21 protein-coding genes and 1 tRNA gene are annotated in these 19,013 nt (G+C 61.8%); 12 read left to right on the top strand and 10 right to left on the bottom strand.

What is annotated here, in order from left to right; genetic code table 11:
* The 5 genes from NKK50_RS03850 to NKK50_RS03830 all read right to left on the bottom strand — a co-directional run bounded on the left by NKK50_RS03850 (position 1) and on the right by NKK50_RS03830 (position 3,320).
* The gene (locus NKK50_RS03850) at positions 1-1,128 is read right to left on the bottom strand and encodes a tyrosine-type recombinase/integrase (protein WP_245274129.1); all 1,128 of its coding nucleotides are present in this window, start codon (positions 1,126-1,128) and stop codon (positions 1-3) included.
* Positions 1,129-1,601: 473 nt separating this feature from the next.
* A complete protein-coding gene (locus tag NKK50_RS03845; protein WP_023705981.1) occupies positions 1,602-2,270 on the bottom strand; it encodes a DUF2161 domain-containing phosphodiesterase in 669 nt (222 codons plus the stop codon).
* A 64-nt stretch (positions 2,271-2,334) separates the two neighbouring features.
* Entirely contained in the window at positions 2,335-2,487 is a 153-nt protein-coding gene (locus tag NKK50_RS03840) for a hypothetical protein (protein WP_155923531.1), read from the bottom strand.
* Positions 2,488-2,601: 114 nt separating this feature from the next.
* Complete coding sequence (locus tag NKK50_RS03835) at positions 2,602-2,877, bottom strand: DUF6074 family protein (RefSeq protein WP_023681621.1); 276 nt, start codon at positions 2,875-2,877, stop codon at positions 2,602-2,604.
* 146 nt (positions 2,878-3,023) lie between these two features.
* The gene (locus NKK50_RS03830) at positions 3,024-3,320 is read right to left on the bottom strand and encodes a DUF982 domain-containing protein (protein WP_023667653.1); all 297 of its coding nucleotides are present in this window, start codon (positions 3,318-3,320) and stop codon (positions 3,024-3,026) included.
* Between the two features lie 279 nt (positions 3,321-3,599).
* Between NKK50_RS03830 and map the strand changes: the two genes are divergently transcribed.
* From map to NKK50_RS03810, 4 genes are all read left to right on the top strand, one after another.
* The gene (gene map, locus NKK50_RS03825; RefSeq protein WP_023744793.1) at positions 3,600-4,433 is read left to right on the top strand and encodes a type I methionyl aminopeptidase; all 834 of its coding nucleotides are present in this window, start codon (positions 3,600-3,602) and stop codon (positions 4,431-4,433) included.
* Positions 4,434-4,546: 113 nt separating this feature from the next.
* Positions 4,547-5,314 carry a RadC family protein gene (gene radC / locus NKK50_RS03820; RefSeq protein WP_023744792.1) on the top strand — a complete coding sequence of 256 codons (768 nt, stop codon included), beginning with the start codon at positions 4,547-4,549 and terminating at the stop codon, positions 5,312-5,314.
* A gap of 197 nt (positions 5,315-5,511) precedes the next feature.
* Positions 5,512-5,910, top strand: coding sequence for a RidA family protein (locus tag NKK50_RS03815; RefSeq protein WP_023701658.1), 399 nt, complete (start codon positions 5,512-5,514; stop codon positions 5,908-5,910).
* A 172-nt stretch (positions 5,911-6,082) separates the two neighbouring features.
* On the top strand, positions 6,083-6,703 hold the full coding sequence (locus NKK50_RS03810; protein WP_352543115.1) for an isochorismatase family protein: 621 nt from the start codon (positions 6,083-6,085) through the stop codon (positions 6,701-6,703).
* A 25-nt stretch (positions 6,704-6,728) separates the two neighbouring features.
* Here the strand turns inward: NKK50_RS03810 and NKK50_RS03805 are convergent, their stop codons facing one another.
* Positions 6,729-7,643 carry a LysR family transcriptional regulator gene (locus tag NKK50_RS03805; protein WP_352543114.1) on the bottom strand — a complete coding sequence of 305 codons (915 nt, stop codon included), beginning with the start codon at positions 7,641-7,643 and terminating at the stop codon, positions 6,729-6,731.
* Positions 7,644-7,803: 160 nt separating this feature from the next.
* On the opposite strand from NKK50_RS03805, the gene NKK50_RS03800 reads away from it, so the two are divergent.
* The 7 genes from NKK50_RS03800 to NKK50_RS03770 all read left to right on the top strand — a co-directional run bounded on the left by NKK50_RS03800 (position 7,804) and on the right by NKK50_RS03770 (position 14,252).
* Entirely contained in the window at positions 7,804-8,445 is a 642-nt protein-coding gene (locus tag NKK50_RS03800) for a glutathione S-transferase family protein (protein WP_352543113.1), read from the top strand.
* A gap of 132 nt (positions 8,446-8,577) precedes the next feature.
* Positions 8,578-9,504, top strand: coding sequence for a DMT family transporter (locus tag NKK50_RS03795; protein ID WP_352543112.1), 927 nt, complete (start codon positions 8,578-8,580; stop codon positions 9,502-9,504).
* Positions 9,505-9,730: 226 nt separating this feature from the next.
* Positions 9,731-10,615, top strand: a complete 885-nt coding sequence (locus NKK50_RS03790) for a cytochrome c oxidase subunit II (RefSeq protein WP_023667661.1) — start codon at positions 9,731-9,733, stop codon at positions 10,613-10,615.
* A gap of 22 nt (positions 10,616-10,637) precedes the next feature.
* Positions 10,638-12,407, top strand: a complete 1,770-nt coding sequence (ctaD, locus tag NKK50_RS03785; RefSeq protein ID WP_023681631.1) for a cytochrome c oxidase subunit I — start codon at positions 10,638-10,640, stop codon at positions 12,405-12,407.
* Entirely contained in the window at positions 12,404-13,108 is a 705-nt protein-coding gene (locus tag NKK50_RS03780) for a cytochrome c oxidase subunit 3 (protein WP_023688233.1), read from the top strand. The genes ctaD and NKK50_RS03780 overlap by 4 nt, the downstream gene beginning before the upstream one ends.
* A 13-nt stretch (positions 13,109-13,121) precedes the next feature.
* Positions 13,122-13,844, top strand: coding sequence for a heme-copper oxidase subunit III family protein (locus tag NKK50_RS03775; RefSeq protein WP_023667664.1), 723 nt, complete (start codon positions 13,122-13,124; stop codon positions 13,842-13,844).
* 9 nt (positions 13,845-13,853) lie between these two features.
* Positions 13,854-14,252: a cytochrome C oxidase subunit IV family protein gene (locus tag NKK50_RS03770; protein WP_023733688.1), complete on the top strand. Its 399-nt coding sequence runs from the start codon at positions 13,854-13,856 to the stop codon at positions 14,250-14,252.
* A gap of 63 nt (positions 14,253-14,315) precedes the next feature.
* Here the strand turns inward: NKK50_RS03770 and NKK50_RS03765 are convergent, their stop codons facing one another.
* The 4 genes from NKK50_RS03765 to tig all read right to left on the bottom strand — a co-directional run bounded on the left by NKK50_RS03765 (position 14,316) and on the right by tig (position 18,516).
* Positions 14,316-15,137 (bottom strand): DUF2189 domain-containing protein, encoded by an 822-nt coding sequence (locus NKK50_RS03765; protein WP_023691119.1) that lies wholly within the window; start codon positions 15,135-15,137, stop codon positions 14,316-14,318.
* A gap of 179 nt (positions 15,138-15,316) precedes the next feature.
* Entirely contained in the window at positions 15,317-16,249 is a 933-nt protein-coding gene (locus NKK50_RS03760) for a heme o synthase (RefSeq protein WP_352543111.1), read from the bottom strand.
* A 150-nt stretch (positions 16,250-16,399) separates the two neighbouring features.
* Complete coding sequence (locus NKK50_RS03755) at positions 16,400-16,780, bottom strand: c-type cytochrome (RefSeq protein WP_023667668.1); 381 nt, start codon at positions 16,778-16,780, stop codon at positions 16,400-16,402.
* A 260-nt stretch (positions 16,781-17,040) separates the two neighbouring features.
* Positions 17,041-18,516, bottom strand: coding sequence for a trigger factor (gene tig / locus NKK50_RS03750; RefSeq protein WP_023697608.1), 1,476 nt, complete (start codon positions 18,514-18,516; stop codon positions 17,041-17,043).
* Between the two features lie 352 nt (positions 18,517-18,868).
* Here tig and NKK50_RS03745 point away from each other — a divergent pair.
* Positions 18,869-18,953 (top strand) — tRNA-Leu (locus NKK50_RS03745).
* The last annotated feature ends 60 nt before the right edge of the window (positions 18,954-19,013 follow it).

The raw sequence follows: 19,013 nt of genomic DNA, 5'->3' as shown, positions 1-19,013 counted from the left end.
TTATGCCTCCCCCTGCATCGAAACGACGTTGCTCTTCGTGACCGTTCCGAACCGTGGCGCCCCTGCCCTGACGGCGTCGGCGACGTAGGACGGCGAAAGATGGCCATAGTGTTTCTCGACCATCCTCGTGTCGGTGTGGCCAAGGTTTCTCGCAACGACCATCAGCGGCATACCGTTCATTACGGACAGGCTGGCCCACGTGTGGCGAAGGCCATGGAAGCCGATCGCTGGGATGATCTTCGCGTTCTTGCACGCCTCGTTCATCGGCCGGAATTGGTGAGACTTCTCCCAAGTCCCGCCGGCTGGCGCTGTCAGCAGCAACTGATCGCCGCGCTTCCCGGCTGCCAGTTGGCCGAATAGTTCGCTGCCCTCGTCGGTCAGCACGACGTGACGGGCCTTGCCGGATTTGCTCTCCCGAATTGTCAGTGTGCCGACATCGGTGTTGAAGTCCTCGACGCGAACCCGTGCTAGTTCGCTGTACCGGGCGCCTGTCTGCAAGGCTGCCTGGACAAGATCCCGGAAGCTGCCGCTGGAGGCGTTCACCAGTCGTTGCGCTTCGGTGATCGTCAGATAGCGGACGCGGGCACTCTCGACATCTTCGAACGGCTCGACCCGGCGCCATTCCTTATCCGAAGCCGCCTTGCCCTCCCGCCATGCGTAATTTAGCGCCGCCTTTAGGATCGTCAGGACGCGGTTTGCGGTGGCGCGGCGCTGCCGGATCGATTCGGCATCGGTTCCGAGTTCCTGAAATTTCTGCTCCGCATCCTTCTTGCTACGGAGACGCGGCGCCGTGGCGGCAACTTTGCTATGCCATTTCCGAATCTGGGTGGCTGTCAGCTTGGAAACGTCAACGGTGCCGAGCTCCGGCAGGATCAACGCCTCGGCGCGGTAGCGGGCATCCTTGGAAGATTTCCGGTTGCCTTCCATCCATAGCAGGTAATCAGCCATGGCCTCATTGACGGTGAATGCGCCGGCCACCCCGCCGCTGTCCCCAGACAGGCGCTTGTGAAGCTCCCTGGCCTTGTCCTGAGCCTGCCAGAACGAAAGCACGGCCTTGCCGTCTGCGTCCGCTCTGTCGTCAGCACTAGCGATCGTCTCGACACGGTAGTCCTGATCGCCGACATACATGCGGACGACCCACCGGCCAGCTTCCTTGCCCTTCCGGTATCCGACATGGAGCCCAGGGCCGATGCTCTTGTAATACGGCTTGCCGCGCGCCTTCAGTTTCGCCCGAGCTTCCTTGCTGTCGAGCGTCGCGTCACGAACTCTCTTTGCCATGCCCCTGCCCTGCCGTGTCCAACACTTTGTCCAATATACCGGCGTAGACGCCATTGGACAAGCACAAACGCAACTGGGCACGAGACCATGGCCTTCAAGGGGTTCAGTAAATATGGCTGGACGGCGTTGGACGGATTAGAAGCTCTTTCACGGCGGTAACAGGGGTTCGATTCCCCTTGGGCGTACCAGATCTTTCAGGAAAACAAGAAGCCTCGCGGCAGCCGCCGAACTAGCAGCGGCTGGAACGGTGGCGCGGCGAATCGGTTGAAACGGCGAACAGCGGCTGTTTCCCTCGGCGCCTGCTCGCGGCAATCTCCGGCCACTCATCCCTGGTCGTGCGCCACCTGTGGCCAGCGCTGCAACGCCGCATGGCCGCCTTCGGTCAGCGCGTAGACGCCGCGCTCGGCCCTGGCGAACCAGCCATAGACATTGTCCAATAGGATGCTGGGGGCGCGCGGCGAAATCGCTTTCAGATCGCGCGGGCGTTTCGGCCCGTCGGTCATGGCTGCGGCGCAGGCCAGCGCATCCTGCCGGTAGGCGGTCATGATCGGCGCGCGCGAACCGCCGCCCACCACCGGGTCGCCGCGCCGGCGCCGGTGTTCCTCCATCAGCCGCGAGCGCCGCTTTGGATCGCGACGCGGCGGCAGAGCGGCCGGGCTGAGCAGCAATTCGACCTCCCCCTTGCCGCTGACAGCCAGAAGCCCGAAGCCGAGCCGCCGGCACAGCGCGCGAAAACGGCGGTCGTGCTCGCGGCCTTTGCCACGCGCCGACATGCGCGCGGCCAGCCACACTTCGTCGCATGCCGCGGCGCGATCGACACCTTGCAGCACCAGTTCGAGGTTGAACTGCAATTTCAGTTCGCAGATGACCAGCACAGGCGGCTCGCCGTCGCGCACCGCCACGATATCGCAGTGCCCGACTTCGCCCTTGACCGTGAATTCCAGGCTCTCGAGAAACCGCTTCACCGGGATGTAGAGAGACGTTTCCTGCATCGCGCAGGCATAGCCGATTCGGATCGGGTCGGCACAGGGATCGCCGAGAGGCCGACGCCTTGCGCTAAGCCGCCTTGAGACCCACTGTTTGCAAGGCGGCCGTCAGGCAGGTCTCCGGCATGATAGTCCCGCCATAGCGCTCGACGATTTCCTTGGCGATGACCGACGTCGCCAGGGCCGAGCGCGACCAGTATTTCATCGCCTGTCTCGCGTTCAACAAGGCGCTCGCCGTGGCTGGGACGGCACAATCGACAGCGTAAGACCCGAGATCCGTCGACGCCAAGACCGGTCCACGGTTGGCCACACAATGATGAGCGCGTGTGTTTTGAGGCTAAGGGCGGGTGCGCGTCCGGCGCTGCCCTGGTGCGGCATCGTCCGCCTTGAAATGCATCTCGTCCTGGACCGCGGCGAAAAACCGGCGGACATCGTTGGCCGCCGAAGCCGCATCGCAGCCGGCCGCGACCGCCTTGTCGAGGAGTTCGCGCGCCGTGGCCTTCCAGAACGACGTGGCCGTGTCGCCGTGCAGTCTGCCCAGCCTTGCGGCGACCTCGCGCACCAGCACGGTCTGCCGATCTAGCGGGAAGGTACGCACATTGGCTGAAGACATGTTCTGCACCATGAAACCGACGCAACGAATCAGACGCTGCTCTATGGCTCATGCCTAGCTGTGAAGTCGGAAACGGAACCTTAACGCCGCGGAGTCCGCGCCGATTGGAACGAGTCGGTTGGCCGGCCTCCAGGCCAAGCAGAACTCTAGACCCTCAGGCCCCTCGCCTCGCCGGCGCGCTTGGCCGTAACCATCATATCCCTGGCCAGCAGCCCACTGACCCGGCAAAACGCCATGAAGGCGCGCCAGGCGTCCTCAGTCTTGACCACATCCACCGTGGCCCCGAAGCAGGCATTGAACGCCGCTTCATAGACCTTGCCCTGTCGCTTCTTTGGCCAGTCATGCAGGATATCCAGCGCCTGTTCGACGCTGTATATTTCCTCTACCGGCAGCCCGGGCGCGGGCGCGATGCGGACCGGCACCTCGAATTGCAATCTGTCCATTCTATATCTCCCGAACTGGCGTCGACCACAGCAACGCCGTTCGTCGTCAAAAGTTGCTTTGGCTGCTTTTGCGCGAAAATGTGTCGTCAGTGCGATCTCGGCATTCGGAGGAGATCGCGCACCTGGATGTCATCTGAGCGGCCGCGCAAGCCAGGAATATCGCCAGTATCAGTCCATTGCCGGCAGTTCTTCCTTGAACCTTGCGGCTTGCAGTGCCAAATCTGGGGAAATTTTCTAACGGGCTGGTATGCGCCGCCCGCTTACAGGCAAACGGACACTATGGTCACCTATCTCGACGCCGCCACGGCACCCCTCAGGAACACCGGCCAGATCCGCCTCTACGGCGAAGAAGGATTTGCCGGCATGCGCAAGGCCTGCGATCTCACCGCGCGCTGCCTTGATGAACTGGTGCCGATGGTCCAGCCGGGTGTCACCACCGAGACCATCGACCGTTTCGTCTTCGAATTCGGCATGGACCAAGGCGCGTTACCGGCGACGCTCAACTACCGCGGCTACACCAAATCGTCCTGCACCTCGATCAACCACGTCGTCTGCCACGGCATTCCAGACAACAAGCCGTTGAAGGATGGCGACATCGTCAACATCGACGTCACCTACATCCTCGACGGCTGGCACGGCGATTCCTCGCGCATGTATCCCGTCGGCACCATCAAGCGCGCCGCCGAACGCCTGCTCGAAGTCACCCACGAGTGCCTGATGCGCGGCATCGCGGCGGTCCGGCCCGGCGCCCGCACCGGCGCCATCGGCGCCGCCATCCAGACCTATGCCGAGGCAGAGCGCTGCTCGGTGGTGCGCGATTTCTGCGGCCACGGCGTTGGCCAGCTGTTCCACGACGCACCCAACATCCTGCACTATGGCACCGCCTCGGAAGGCGTCGAGATGCGGCCGGGCATGATCTTCACCATCGAGCCCATGATCAATCTTGGCCGGCCGCATGTGAAAGTGCTGTCGGACGGCTGGACGGCGGTGACGCGCGACCGCTCGCTGTCGGCGCAGTACGAACACACGATCGGCGTCACCGAAACCGGCTGCGAGATTTTCACCCTGTCGCCAAACAAGCTCGACCGCCCCGGCCTGCCGGCGGTCAGCTGAAAACAAGATCGCCTCAAGCCGCGGCTTTGAGGCGCCGTCGCCGAAAAAACTCGACCGCGCGCTGCTTACCGCTCTAATCTGCCGTCGAAGCCTTCGGGGAGTGTGGGGGGTCGATGGGGAAGAGTGGGGACGACGAACGGGGGTTCTTCTCCGAGCGGTGGCTTGAACCGCCGGCGAAGGACAAGGCGCCCAAGGACAAACTGACCGAGACGCCACACTATCACGGCCATCGCGACCGTTTGCGCGAGCGCTTCGTTGCCGGCGGCGCAGACGCCCTGCCCGACTACGAGCTTCTCGAACTGCTGCTGTTTCGCCTGATCCCGCGCGTCGACACCAAGCCGATCGCCAAGGCGCTTTTGGCGCGCTTCGGCACTTTTGGCGAAGTGCTTGGCGCACCGGTGGCGCTGCTGCAGGAGGTGAAGGGCATCGGCCCCGCCGTGGCGGTCGACCTGAAGGTGATTGCCGCTGCCGCGCAGCGCATGGCGTGGACCGAGGTTCGCGACCGCGAGGTGCTGTCCAACTGGACGCAGCTTCTTGCGTACTGCCGCTCGGCGATGGCGTTCGAGAACCGCGAACATTTCCGCATCCTGTTCCTCGACAAGAAGAACGTGCTGATCGCCGACGAGGTACAGCAGGTCGGCACCGTGGACCACACGCCGGTCTATCCGCGCGAAGTGATCAAGCGCGCGCTCGAACTGTCGGCCAGCGCCGTCATCCTGGTGCATAACCACCCTTCAGGTGATCCGACACCATCGCGTGCGGACATCGAAATGACCAAGCAGATCATCGACAGCGCCAAGCCGCTCGGCATCGCCGTCCACGACCACATCATCATCGGCAAGAAAGGCAACGCCTCGATGAAGGGCCTGCTGCTGATCTGAGCCTGATGGGCGCCGGTGCCGTCATCCCAAACGCCACCGCTCGCGAGCCAATCAGCAACATTCCGGCTTGGCTCAAACGCCCACGCTTGCGGTGTAGAAGTGATATTGCGACGGAAGCGCCCGCTTCGGCGACAATGTCGTAGACTCGCGAATACGAAGCAGCCAGTTCCCGTCAACCATTGCAGGAGATCTATTCAATGACGCTCGAATGCATAAATCCAAATGATCTGCCGATTCCGGAAATGTACTCCCAGGTCGTCGTTGCGACAGGAAGCAAGCTGGTGTTCGTCTCGGGCCAGCAGCCAGAAGACATACACGGCAAGCTCGTTGGCCATGGTGATTTCGCAGTCCAGGCGCGCCTGGCGTTCGGGAATCTCGGCCGAGCGCTTGCTGCCGCCGGCGCTCGGCCCGAGCAAGTCTGCAAGATGACGATCTACATCGTCGATTACAAACGCGACGAACACGTGCCGATCATCGAAGCGGCCCAGATCGAGCTGTTCGGCGATCACAAGCCGGCAAACGTAGTGGTCGGGATAGCGGTGATGTCTCCCGGCTACCTGATAGAGATCGATGCGATCGCGGTCATCGACCCGTAGGCCAAGCGAGGACGCGTCAAGTCGCCCAAACAAATCCCGGAACTCGCTGCGAGATTGCCACGACCTTGATCTCTCCATCCATCCACGATCACATCGTCATCGGCAGGAATTGCGATGTCTCGATGAAGAGCCTGCTGCTCACCTGATCAACGTCGGAAACAGGAAACACGCAATGCCCCAGCCCGGCGACGAACCATGGCCGTTCGACAAGCAACGCGCAGCCCTCCTGGTCATCGACATGCAAAGCGACTTCGTCGATGAGGGCGCCGTCATGGAAGTGGCCATGGCCCGCCATCGCATTCCGGCGATGCGGCAGGTGGTCGAGCTTTGCCGCGCGCAAGGCGTCCCGGTGATCTACACCCAGCATGTGCTCAGCGACCATTTCGATGTCTCGCCGCTGGAAACCAGCTATCAGCCGAAGCTGAAAACCAAAGGCATGCGTGAAGGCAGCGCCGGCGCCGAAATCGTCGCCGCGCTTGCGCCCTTGCCTGGGGATGTCGTCATCAAGAAGCACCGCTACGATGCCTTCCACAACACGCAGCTCGAGACCGTGTTGCGCAACATCCGTGGCGCAGGCCGGGTCGACACGGTGATCATCATCGGCACCGTGACCAGCATCTGCTGCGAATCCACCGCGCGGAGCGCCTTCATGCGCGACTACAAGGTGGCTTTCATCAGCGACGCCAATGGCGGACTGGACGAGGCATCGCACAATGCAACCCTCGACATCATAGGCAAGGTGTTCGGGCGCGTGATGACGGTTGCCGAGCTTGGGAACCTGTTGCGGAGTTGAACCCCAGCGTCAGCTGGCGTGCGTCTCAAGCTCCGGCGCCGAGCCTGCCCTCAAGAAGGTCGCGCCGCTGCTGCAATTCGCCGGAGACGAATTTGGTGAAGGCGTGGACGCGCGCCGTGCGGCGCAAATCGTCGTGCACCAGCACCCACAGCGCCGAGCCGATCTCCTCGATCAGCCCTCCGACCCTTACAAGCCCGGGCAGGCTGTCGCCGAGATAACAGGGCAGCGCCGCAACCCCGATTCCGGCGCCCGCCGCATACGACATCGTCACCAGGGAATCGGCGCGCATGGCGATCTCGACATCGGGCAGCGACGACCGCATCCAGCGGGCGACGCCGGTGTTGGCCAGGCTGTCGTCGGGCGCGATCCAGCGCAGCGCACCCAATCTCGGCTCCGGGGGTAGCGTTTCGGCATAGGAACGTGTCGCGTAGGCGGCGAAGGCGACGCCCGAAATGCGCCGGCCGACCAGGATTTCCTGCGGTTGCGACACCGGCCTGATCGCCACGTCTGCATCCCTTTGCGTCAGGTTGGCGATGGAATTCTGCGTCATCGCCTCGACCCGTATGCCGGGATGGAGCTTATGAAACGCCGCCAGGATCGGCGGCAGCACCGACGCCATCAGCGTATCGGTGGTGGTGACCCGCAACCTGCCTTCGAACCTGAGATCCTGCCCCGACAGTTTGCGCGCCAGTTCATTGACCGTCTCGGCCATGGTGCGTGCCGCGCCCAGCAGTTCCTCGCCGCCCGCGGTGAGGGCATAGCCAGTCGGCAGCCGATCGAAAAGGCGGATACCCAGCCGCGCCTCGAAGGCGTTGACGCGCCGCAGCACAGTCGTGTGGTTCACGCCTAGGATCCGAGCCGCCGCCGCCAGCGAAGCGCCATCGGCGACGGCCAGCACCATGCGCAGATCTTCCCAGTCGATATCGCGTGAGCTGTGCATTCTTGCAGAAAGATAAAAGAAAGCGCTGCGCTCTGCGAGTCAAAATGACGCTTCGCTGTGCAAAAACGCAGAGCAAGCGGGCGAATCGGCATGTCGATCTGCGCATGCACGCACGCCATATGGAGTCCGACGACAAAAGAAACAGTCGCGGAGAAGAGCCATGACGCCGATAGAACTCTACACCTGCCAGACACCCAACGGGCACAAGGCCTCGATCATGCTGGAAGAGGTCGGCCTGCCCTACTCGGTCCGCTTGGTCGACATCGAAAGGGGCGACCAGACCAAGCCTGATTTCCTGGCGCTCAATCCCAACAACAAGATCCCGGTGATCGTCGACCGGGACGCCGGCCGCACGGTCTTCGAATCCGGCGCCATCCTACACTACCTGGCGCGACGGTCGGGCAAGCTTCAGCCGGTGGGCGCGCAGGAGGCGGACGATACGCTGACCTGGACCTTGTTCCAGGCGGCCCATGTCGGCCCGACGCTTGGCCAATTGTGGAATTACAAAATCTTCGCGCCGGAAAAAATCCCTTATGTGATCGAGCGTTTTGAGCGCGAAACCGGACGCGTCTTCCGCGTTCTCGATAGCCGGCTCAAGAACTATGAGCACATCGTCGGCAAAAGCTACGGCATCGCCGATGTGATGACATGGCCATGGATCAACGCGGCCGTCACCAGGCTCGGCCTCAGCCTCGATGACGCGCCAGACCTGGCGCGTTGGTATGCCGCCATAGGCCGACGCTCCGCAGTTGTCAGAGGCATTGCCGTTCCCGCCCTGCCCGAAGCATCGGCTGCCGCTTAGATCATGATGAGATTTGGTTGAAATCTCATCATGACCTAACCCTTTGTTGTAGCATGATCTTTTCCAAAAACCGGCACCCACTTTTTGGGATCATGCCCTAGCCGCCGCACCTCGCATTCAAGGAATACGATCGTGGAAATCCTCTTCATCCCTCTGGCGCTTGTCGCCGGTGGCCTGCTTGCGGTGCAAGCCGGCGCCAATGCCCAACTTTCAAAGGCGGTCGGCTCACCCTTTGCCGCGACCACGCTTCAGCTCGCGGTCGGCGCCATCGTGCTGTTGTCGATCACGGCCCTCACCGGAACGACACCGGCTCTGCTTGCCGTTCGGCAAGCCGAATGGTGGCATGCGATCGGCGGCATGGCGTCGGCCTTCTACGTCGTTTCGACCATTCTTGTGTTCCCTCGCCTTGGCGCCGTCGTGTCCGTCGGGCTCTTCATCGCCGGGCAGATGCTTGCATCCTTCGCCCTCGACACGTTCGGCTGGCTCGGGATCCCCGAAGCAGGACTGCGAGCCGGGCCTGCCTTTGGCATGCTGGTCGTGCTTGCCGGTGCTGCCCTCATCGTTCTGGGACAGAAGGGCGCGGCGGACAATCTGGCGCCCTCGAAACTCGGCTGGATCGGACTGGCGCTGCTGGCAGGCGCCGTGCTTCCGGTGCAAGGCGCTGTAAACGCCTTGCTTCGGCACGACCTTGGCGGCGCGCCATTTGCGGTCGGCACCATCTCGTTCCTGGTGGCGATGCTGGCCATGGCCGCGGTGCTTCTGATCGCGCTTGCCCTGACGAAGACGCCCCGCCCTCGCCTCGCCGGCCTGTCGTCGATGCCCTGGTGGGGCTGGCTCGGAGGTTTTGCCGGCGCCACCTATGTCACGACCGTGTTCACTGCCATCCCCGTCATCGGAGCGGCAGCTGCCGTCAGCCTGACGGTGGCCGGCCAGCAGGTCGCCGGCATCTTAGTCGACACCTTCGGCTGGTTCCGCCTGCCGCAGCGGCTTGTCTCCGGCATGCGGCTCGCCGGCGTCGTGCTGCTTTTGGCCGGCTGCATCATCATCAAGGCGCTTTGATCCCGCTGGAACAAGGCAAGCCGAATCAACCAGCCCCTGCCCTCCCTGATTTGGGGGGTCGGGTGTCGCTCCGGCGTCACCAACGAAGCAAGGTCCGGCGCCGCAGAAGCAATTTTTCGCTCCTTCCACAACCGGCTCTAGAATTTCGATCGCAAATCACGCATGATGCACTTGGTATTTTCCCGGGACGGCTTCGCGCCCCCTGAAATACCGGGAGGAACGGGACATGCCCATAGTGGTTGTACTCGTTTTGATCGTCGTGGGCTCGGTGTTGTTCCACTTCCTGAGCCCATGGTGGTGGACTCCGATTGCCTCGAATTGGGACTATATCGACAACACCATCATCATCACCTTTTGGATCACCGGCGTCGTCTTCGCCGCGGTCGTCCTATTCATGGCCTATTGCGTCTTCCGCTTCCGTCACCGCGAAGGCAACCAGGCGGCCTACGAACCGGAGAACAAGCGGCTCGAATGGTGGCTGACGATCGTCACCGGAGTGGGTGTTACCGCCATGCTGGTTCCCGGCCTGTTTGTCTGGAGCCGGTTCGTCAATGTTCCAAGCGACGCAACCGTGGTCGAAGTCGTCGGCCAGCAATGGCAGTGGAGTTTCCGCTTGCCCGGCAAGGACGGCAAACTCGGCACATCCGACACCCGCGACGTCACCGCTGAAAATCCGCTGGGCGTGATCGCCAAGGATCCCAGCGGCCAGGACGACGTCGTGGTCGAAGCGGCCGACCTGCATCTGCCGGTCGGCAAGCCGGTCAAGATGCTGCTGCGCTCGATCGATGTGTTGCACGATTTCTACGTTCCGGAATTCCGCGCCAAGATGGACATGATACCGGGCTCGGTCACCTATTTCTGGTTCACCCCCACCAAGACCGGGACCTTCCAGGTTCTGTGCGCCGAACTGTGCGGCCAGGGGCATCCGATGATGCATGGCATCGTCATGGTCGATACCGAGCAGGACTATGTGGCCTGGCTCGACCAGCAGCAGACGTTCGCGCAGTTGTCGGCGCCGCAGCAGACGGGCTCGGTGGAACAGGCGCCGGGCAACGCGACGGCGTCAGCTCTAGAAGTTGCGGCAAAACTCGAAACTGTCGGGTCCCGCTGAAGGGCACGGAGGTGCTCCGCCTATGGTCGATATCACGCCTGCAGATGCCGTCCCGCCCGCCGAAGTCGCGGAAATGGAGCTTTACCATCCGCACAGCTGGTGGACGAAGTATGTGTTCTCGCAGGACGCCAAGGTCATCGCCATCCAGTATTCGGCGACCGCAACGGCCATCGGCCTGGTCGCGCTGGTGCTGTCCTGGCTGATGCGGCTGCAGCTCGGCTTCCCCGGCACGTTCGATTTCATCACCCCCGAGGCCTACTACCAGTTCATCACCATGCACGGCATGATCATGGTGATCTACCTGCTCACGGCACTCTTCCTCGGCGGCTTCGGCAACTACCTGATCCCGCTGATGGTCGGAGCCCGCGACATGGTCTTTCCCTATGTCAACATGTTGAGCTACTGGATCTACCTCCTTGCCGTGCTGGTGCTGGTGTCGAGCTTCTTTGCGCCCGGCGGACCGACCGGCGCCGGCTGGACGCTCTATCCGCCGCAAGCCATCATGACCGGCACACCTGGCGGCCAGGAATGGGGCATCATCCTGATGCTCGTCTCGCTGATCCTGTTCATCATCGGCTTCACCATGGGCGGTCTGAACTATGTCGTGACGGTGCTGCAGGCCCGCACGCGCGGCATGACGATGATGCGCCTGCCGCTGACCGTCTGGGGCATCTTCACCGCCACCGTCATGGCGCTGCTCGCCTTTCCGGCGCTGTTCGTCGCCTGCGTGATGATGCTGCTTGACCGCGCGCTTGGAACCTCCTTTTTCATGCCCGCGGTCGTCGAGATGGGGGAACAGCTACAGCACAATGGCGGCAGCCCGATCCTGTTCCAGCATCTGTTCTGGTTCTTCGGCCACCCGGAAGTCTACATCGTGGCGCTGCCGGCCTTCGGCATCGTCTCCGATCTGATCAGCACGCATGCGCGCAAGAACATTTTTGGCTACCGGATGATGGTCTGGGCCATCGTTGGCATCGGCGCGCTGAGCTTCGTGGTCTGGGCGCACCACATGTATGTCAGCGGCATGCACCCCTATTTCGGCTTCTTCTTCGCCACCACGACACTGATCATCGCCATCCCGACGGCGATCAAGGTCTACAATTGGGTGCTGACGCTGTGGCGGGGCGACATCCATCTCACCATACCGATGCTGTTTGCCATGGCTTTCATCGTCACCTTCGTCAATGGCGGGTTGACCGGGCTGTTTCTCGGCAACGTCGTCGTCGACGTCCCGCTGTCGGACACGATGTTCGTCGTCGCTCACTTCCATATGGTCATGGGTGTTGCTCCGATCGTCGTCATCTTCGGCGCGATCTACCACTGGTACCCGAAGGTCACCGGCCGGATGCTGAACGAGACGCTCGGCCGGTTCCATTTCTGGGTCACATTTCTCGGCGCCTACCTGATCTTCTTTCCCATGCATTACATCGGCCTGATGGGCGTGCCGCGGCGCTATGCCGAACTGACCGACGTGACGGTCATGACGGAGTCGGCGCATCACCTGAACTCGTTCATCAGCATCATGGCGTTTATCGTCGGCTTCGCCCAGATCGTCTTCCTGTTCAATCTTATCTGGAGCATCCGCCATGGGCGCGAGGCCGGTGGCAATCCATGGCGAGCCACGACACTCGAATGGCAAACGCCGCAGACGCCACCGGCGCATGGCAATTTCGGCAAGGATCTGCCGATCGTCTATCGCTGGGCCTATGACTACAGCGTGCCGGGCGCCAAGGAGGACTTCATTCCGCAAAACATGCCGGGCACGTTCGGCCCCTCCAGGGAGCCGGCATGAGCGTCATCCTGGTCTTCCTTCTCGTGATCGCCGGCTTTGCCGGCTGGTGGCTCTCGCATCAGCGGCTGATGGCGAAACCATGGCTCGAGCAAGGTGTGGCAGGAGATTTTGTCGCCTTCGACCGATCGAGCCTGCCGACCGCCAAGATCGGCCTCGGTGTCTTCCTCGCCGTGGTCGGCTGCCTGTTTGCGCTGTTCACCAGCGCCTACTTCATGCGTATGGCGCTGTCGGACTGGCAGCCGCTGCCCATCCCACGCCTGCTCTGGCTCAACACCGGCATGCTGGTGCTGAGCAGCGTTGCCCTGCAATGCGCCTCGATCGCGGCGCGCAAGCGCCAGATGGACACGGTCAGGCTCGGCCTTGCCGCGGCTGGGCTCACCGCGATCGCCTTCCTCATCGGGCAGCTCATGGCATGGCGGGACCTGACCGCCGATGGCTATTTTCTGGCCTCCAATCCGGCCAACAGTTTTTTCTACCTGATAACCGGGATGCACGGCCTGCATATAGTGGGAGGGCTGGTGGGCCTGGGCAGGACAACCGCCGGCGCCTGGAACGGGGCACGGCCGGAACGGCTTCGCCTCAGCGTCGAATTATGCGCCATGTACTGGCATTTCCTGCTTTTCGTCTGGCTCGCCATCTTCGCTCTTTTAGCCGGCTGGGCCGCGACGTTCATCGATATTTGCCGGCAGTTGCTGACCTAGGAGGTCGAGGAGCATGGCAGAAACGACACTGACGCATACCGGCCAAACGGAGACGCGGCCCGCAGGCTGGCAAGGCATTGCCGCCGACTGGTCCTCGGATCAGCGCGCGTTCAAGAACGTGTCCTGGGGCAAGGCCATGATGTGGATCTTCCTGCTCAGCGACACCTTCATCTTCGGCTGCTTCCTGCTCTCCTACATGACCGCGCGCGTCTCCACACGTGTGCCGTGGCCCAATCCGAGCGAGGTCTTTGCGCTTCGCATCGGCGGTTCGGACATTCCACTGATCCTGATTGCCATCATGACCTTCGTGCTGATATCGAGCAGCGGAACGATGGCCATGGCGGTCAATTTCGGCTATCGCCGCGACCGCCGCAAAACCGCAATCCTCATGCTTCTGACGGCAGCGCTAGGAGCCACCTTCGTCGGCATGCAAGCCTTCGAATGGACCAAGTTGATCACCGAAGGGGTACGGCCGTGGGGCAATCCCTGGGGCGCGGCACAATTCGGCTCGACTTTCTTCATGATCACCGGCTTCCACGGCACGCATGTGACGATCGGGGTGATCTTCCTCATCATCGTGGCGCGAAAGGTCTGGCGTGGAGACTACGACGTCGGTCGTCCCGGCTTCTTCACCAGCCGCAGGGGTCGCTACGAGAACGTCGAAATCATGGGGCTCTACTGGCATTTCGTCGACCTGGTCTGGGTGTTCATTTTCGCATTCTTCTATCTTTGGTGAGAGGCTGACATGGCTGAAGCAACCGCAAACGGCCTCGGGCAACACGCGCTGCACTCTGATCATGCGCATGAAGGGCCACCGACCGGCGTCGCGGAGGTTCATCAGGAACATCCGATCAAGCTCTATCTGGTGGTCTGGGCATGGCTGTTCATCCTCAGCGCCTGCTCCTACATGGTCGATTATCTCGGCATCCACGGCTATCTCAGATGGTCTCTGATCCTGATCTTCATGATCCTCAAGGCCGGGCTGATCGTCGCCGTGTTCATGCACATGGCCTGGGAGCGGCTGGCGCTGACCTATGCGATCATCCTGCCGCCGCTTCTGATATTGGTGTTCGTGGCGATGATGCTCTTCGAAGCGGACTACACGCTTCTCACCCGGTTGTCCTTCTTCGGACCGGGGCCCTGACGCACAGTCTTCATCTCCGGTCAAAGACCGGAGATGAAGCTTCCCATCAGCTGATCTGCGGGGTCAGAGGCCGACCCGCGTCGGGGACGATGGCGGCTCCACAACCTTGCGGTAGACATGCCAGGTGGCGTGACCCAGGATCGGCAGCACGACCGCCAGCCCGGCAAACACCGGCAGCGAGCCTATGATCAGGGCGACGGCGACAATCAGTCCCCAGACAGCCATGGGGATCGGGTTCGCCAGCACCGCTCGCACCGACGTGTGGATGGCTTCGTAGGCGCCGACGTCGCGGTCGAGCAGCAATGGGAAGGCGACAACCGTCGTGCACAACACCACCGCGGCGAAGACGAAGCCGATGGCGTGCCCCAGGACAATCAGAGACCAGCCGCGTCCGGTGGCAAATATTTCATTGATGAAGCCCGAAATCGATGCAGGCGGAGCCGGGCCGAAGAGATATTCGTAGAACACCTGCGCCGCCAAAAGCCAGGCGATGAAGATTGCAACCAGCATGATCCCGACTGCGGCGATGGCTGGCAGGGCCGGAGAATTCCTGACCTCGAACGCGTGCGTCCAGGAGGTGTCGAGCCCGGCTTCTCGTCTGCGGCTGATCTCGTAAAGGCCGATCGCCGCGAATGGACCGATAAGCGCAAAGCCGGACACCAGCGGAAACAACATCGGCAACGCATTGGCACCCGAAGTCCAGGCAGCGAGCACCACGCCGACAAGCGGATAGATCAGGCAGAGAAAGACGATGTGCGACGGTTTGACCATAAAATCGTCAACACCGCGCTTGAGCGCATCGAAAAGATCGGAAACACTGATTTTTCGGATTTTGGTGTGTTCCAGCGTTTCGCTGGCGCCTGCAATCACGTGAAAACTTGTCATGCCCGTTCCTCCAGACCAGGTCCGGCAAGGTCGCGGTATCACGGTGCTGCCGTTCTGCATGACTGGCCACGCGAACCGCGACCTGCACCGCAATCAATATACTCCATTGACTGGAGCTTGTCGCCCGTTCTTACAAAAGGCTCCCGGAAGGCGAAGTTTTCGAACACAGCGTCATGCCGTCACCCTCCGGCTGACATGAACGCGCGCATCGCCATGGTATCGGCAAGCAGCACGGCAAAGATCGCGAAAAGATAGAAGATCGAATAGGCAAACAGCGCCTTGGCCGGCTTCATCTCCTTGTCGAGGATGACCAGGGCGTTCCAGGCATGCCAGATGAAACCCGCGCCCAACGCAGCCGAAACAATCCCATAGACCCCGCTCGTAAATCCGAACGCCCAGGGCAGCACTCCGATCGGTGCCAGAAGCAGTGAATAGGCGAAGATCTGCCTTCTGGTCGAGGCCTGGCCGGCCACGTTCGGCATCATCGGGATGCCGGCAGCGGCATAGTCGCCGGCCTTGAACAGTGCGAGCGCCCAGAAATGCGGCGGCGTCCACAGGAAAATGATCAGGAACAGGATCAGGCTTTCAATGCCGATGGCGCCGGTGGCCGCCGCCCAGCCGACAATCGGAGGAAGGGCACCCGCTGCGCCGCCGATGACGATGTTCTGCGGCGTCGAGCGCTTCAGCCACATCGTATAGATGACGACGTAGAAAAAGATGGTGAAGGCCAGCAGTGACGCGGCAAGCCAGCCCACCAGCACGCCGAGCGTCATGACCGAAAGTGCGGAAAGCACCAGGCCGAAGCCGAGGGCTTCGCCCGCCGTGACGCGGCCCGACGGAACCGGCCGCTTTGACGTGCGCGACATCAGCGCGTCGATGTCGGCGTCGTACCACATGTTGAGCGCGCCGGCCGCTCCCGCTCCAACCGCAATCGCACCTATGGCGATCACGGCGATGACCGGGTTCATCGCGCCGGGCGCCACCATCAGACCGACGAAGGCGGTAAACACGGCAAGGGCCATGACCCGAGGCTTCAAGAGCGCAAAGAAATCACTGGCCGTCGCTTCCGAGAGGCGGACGCCGGTATCCTTGAGGCTTTCCTTGACCGACATTTGAGACGACCATCGATGGAAACCGGGCAGCCTAGAGCAATTCCAGGAAAGTGTATGGGGTTCCGCCCGGAATTGCGTAAGAACAAAGAGATCGAGCGGATCGCCGTTTCCGTGAAACGGTGAAACGCTCTGGCCGGCCGAAGAGCCAGGTTACGGGGAAAATTGCTTCAGATAGGCGATGACGTTGGCGACGTCCTCGTCCTTCTTGAGGCCGGGAAACGCCATCTTCGTCCCTTTGACCATTGCCTTGGGGTCGTGAAGATACGTCGTCAGTGTCGGCTCATCCCATTTGACGCCGGATGTGCCGGCCGCGATCATGGCTTCGGAATATTTAAAATCCGGATGCGTGCCGGCCGTCCGGCCGATAACGCCATGCAACGAAGGGCCTATCTTGTTGGTGTCTTGGTCTGCGACGTGGCAGACCTTGCATTTGGTGAAGACCTTCTCGCCCGCCGCGGCGTCCTGTGCCCGCGATGGATTGGCGATGAAAGTTGCAACGGAAACGACGGCGAAAAACGCAACCAAGCGCATGGCATTCCTCCCTGATCGTCAAATTTTCCTCAGACGGTCTGCACATGCCGGTAGCACCAGCATGCGCCCTGCACGGCAGAATAGATTCTCCGCTCCTCCCCAGATGGAATTGCGCCACCTGTGTACCACAGAATCTGGCCGGTAGGTAGAACAGGTCGACCGTACAAAGGTTCAGGTGGGCTGCGGTGGCTCAAGGCACATCCGCCACAACGAAAAAGGCCGCCTCGAGGGCGGCCTTTTCTGATCTTGTCGTCAGACGCTTATTCGGCGTCCTTGGCGGCCTTCTTCTTCGGGGCTGCCTTCTTCTTCGGCTCTTCCGCGTCGTCGGCCTTTTCAGCCTTGTCGGCCTTCTTGGCAGCGGCCTTCTTCGCCGGCTTGGCCTTGGCGGTATCGCCCTCTTCGTCGTCAGCCATCAGCTCTTCCTTGCTGACCTTGACGTCGGTGACCGAGATCTGGCTGAGCAGATGGTCGACGACCTTCTCCTCGAACATCGGCGCGCGCAGCGTGTTCAGGGCTTCCGGATTGCTGCGATAGAACTCGAAGGCTTCCTGCTGCTGGTTGGCCGGGTAGCGGCGCACCTGCTCGAACAGGCCGCGCTGCAGTTCCTCGTCGGAAACGGTGACGCCGGCCTTCTCGCCGATCTCGGCCAAAACCAGGCCGAGACGCACGCGGCGCTCGGCAAGCCGCAGATATTCGGCGCGTGCCTCTTCTTCCGTCGTCTCCTCGTCGGCGAAGGTACGGCCGGCGGCTTCGAGATCGCGGTTGACCTGGGTCCAGATGTTGTTGAACTCGGCATCGACGAGCTTCGACGGCGCCTCGAACGAATAGGCCGCGTCAAGCTGGTCGAGCAGCTGGCGCTTGACCTTCTGGCGGGTCATCGAACCGAACTGGTTCTCGATCTGGCCGCGCACCACGTCGCGCAGGCGCTCCAGCGATTCCAGGCCGAGGTTCTTGGCCATCTCGTCGTTGATTTCCAGCGCGCCGGGCTTGGACACTTCCTTGACGGTGACGTCGAAGGTGGCTTCCTTGCCGGCCAGATGCGCTGCCTGGTAGTTTTCCGGGAAAGTGACCGTGACCTGCTTCTCGTCGCCGGCCTTGGCGCCGATCAGCTGGTCCTCGAAGCCCGGGATGAATTCCTTGGAACCCAGAACCAGCGGCTGGTCGGTGCCGGCGCCGCCGGAAAAGGCCTCGCCGTCGATCTTGCCGAGATAGTCGATCAAAACGCGGTCGCCTTCGGCGGCCTTGCCGGTCTTCGGCTCGAAGCTGCGCGCCGATTCGGCAACGCGCTGGACCTGCTCGTCGATCTCGCTGTCCGGCACTTCGAATACCTGGCGCGTCACCTTGATGTCGGAGAAATCCTTGATCTCGATCGCCGGGATGACCTCGTAGTTGAGGCGGAATTCGAAGTCGGCGCCGCCGGCCAGGATCTTCTCGGCCTCTTTCTCATCTTCCGTCATGATCACTTCAGGTTGCATGGCGGCCTTTTCGCCGCGCCCCGTGATGATCGAACGGGTCGAATCGTTGAGGATCTCATTGACCACTTCGGCCATGAACGACTTGCCGTAGACCTTGCGCAAATGCTGCACAGGCACCTTGCCGGGACGGAAGCCGTTGATGCGGACCTTGTTCCTGGCGTCGGACAGCCGCGCCATCAGCTTGGCTTCCATATCACCGGCCGGCACGGTGATCTTGATCTCGCGCTTGAGACCGGAGTTGAGCGTTTCGGTGACCTGCATCGTAAAACCTTTATCTTCACCAAAGAGGCTGCCACGGCGTCTTGCCGTTCACAGCCTGCCGGTACAATCTTGCCGGGAATGGCTTTTGGTACGGAACCTGGCGATTTGACCGAAATTACGGCTCAAATTCTTCCAAACTGCGTTCCAAGATGTGAATAAGTTCTTGTTTTTCCTACTTCTTATCACATTCTGCAGAAGCGGATCGGCGCGTCCCGTCACATTTGACACGCCTTTTGTCACAGGCGAGGCCAATTTTCAACCATCTTCGCGTTGCAGCGAATGACCGCCCCAACGGCAGACATTTTCGCCCCGACATTGACAGAATGATGGCTACATGGGATTGCCGACAAATGCGGATGTGGCGGAACTGGTAGACGCCCTGGATTTAGGTTCCAGTGCCGAAAGGCGTGGGGGTTCGAGTCCCTTCATCCGCACCACCCTTCGCTCTATCGAGCTTCGGGTGGCAGGCCACCCAGGAGCTTGATAAAGCGAAGGGT

The sequence above is a fragment of the Mesorhizobium sp. M0001 genome (assembly GCF_040324255.1).
In the GTDB taxonomy this organism is placed as follows: domain Bacteria; phylum Pseudomonadota; class Alphaproteobacteria; order Rhizobiales; family Rhizobiaceae; genus Mesorhizobium.
Note: the sequence above shows the minus strand (reverse complement) of the source record. Positions and strands in the feature narration are given on the sequence as shown.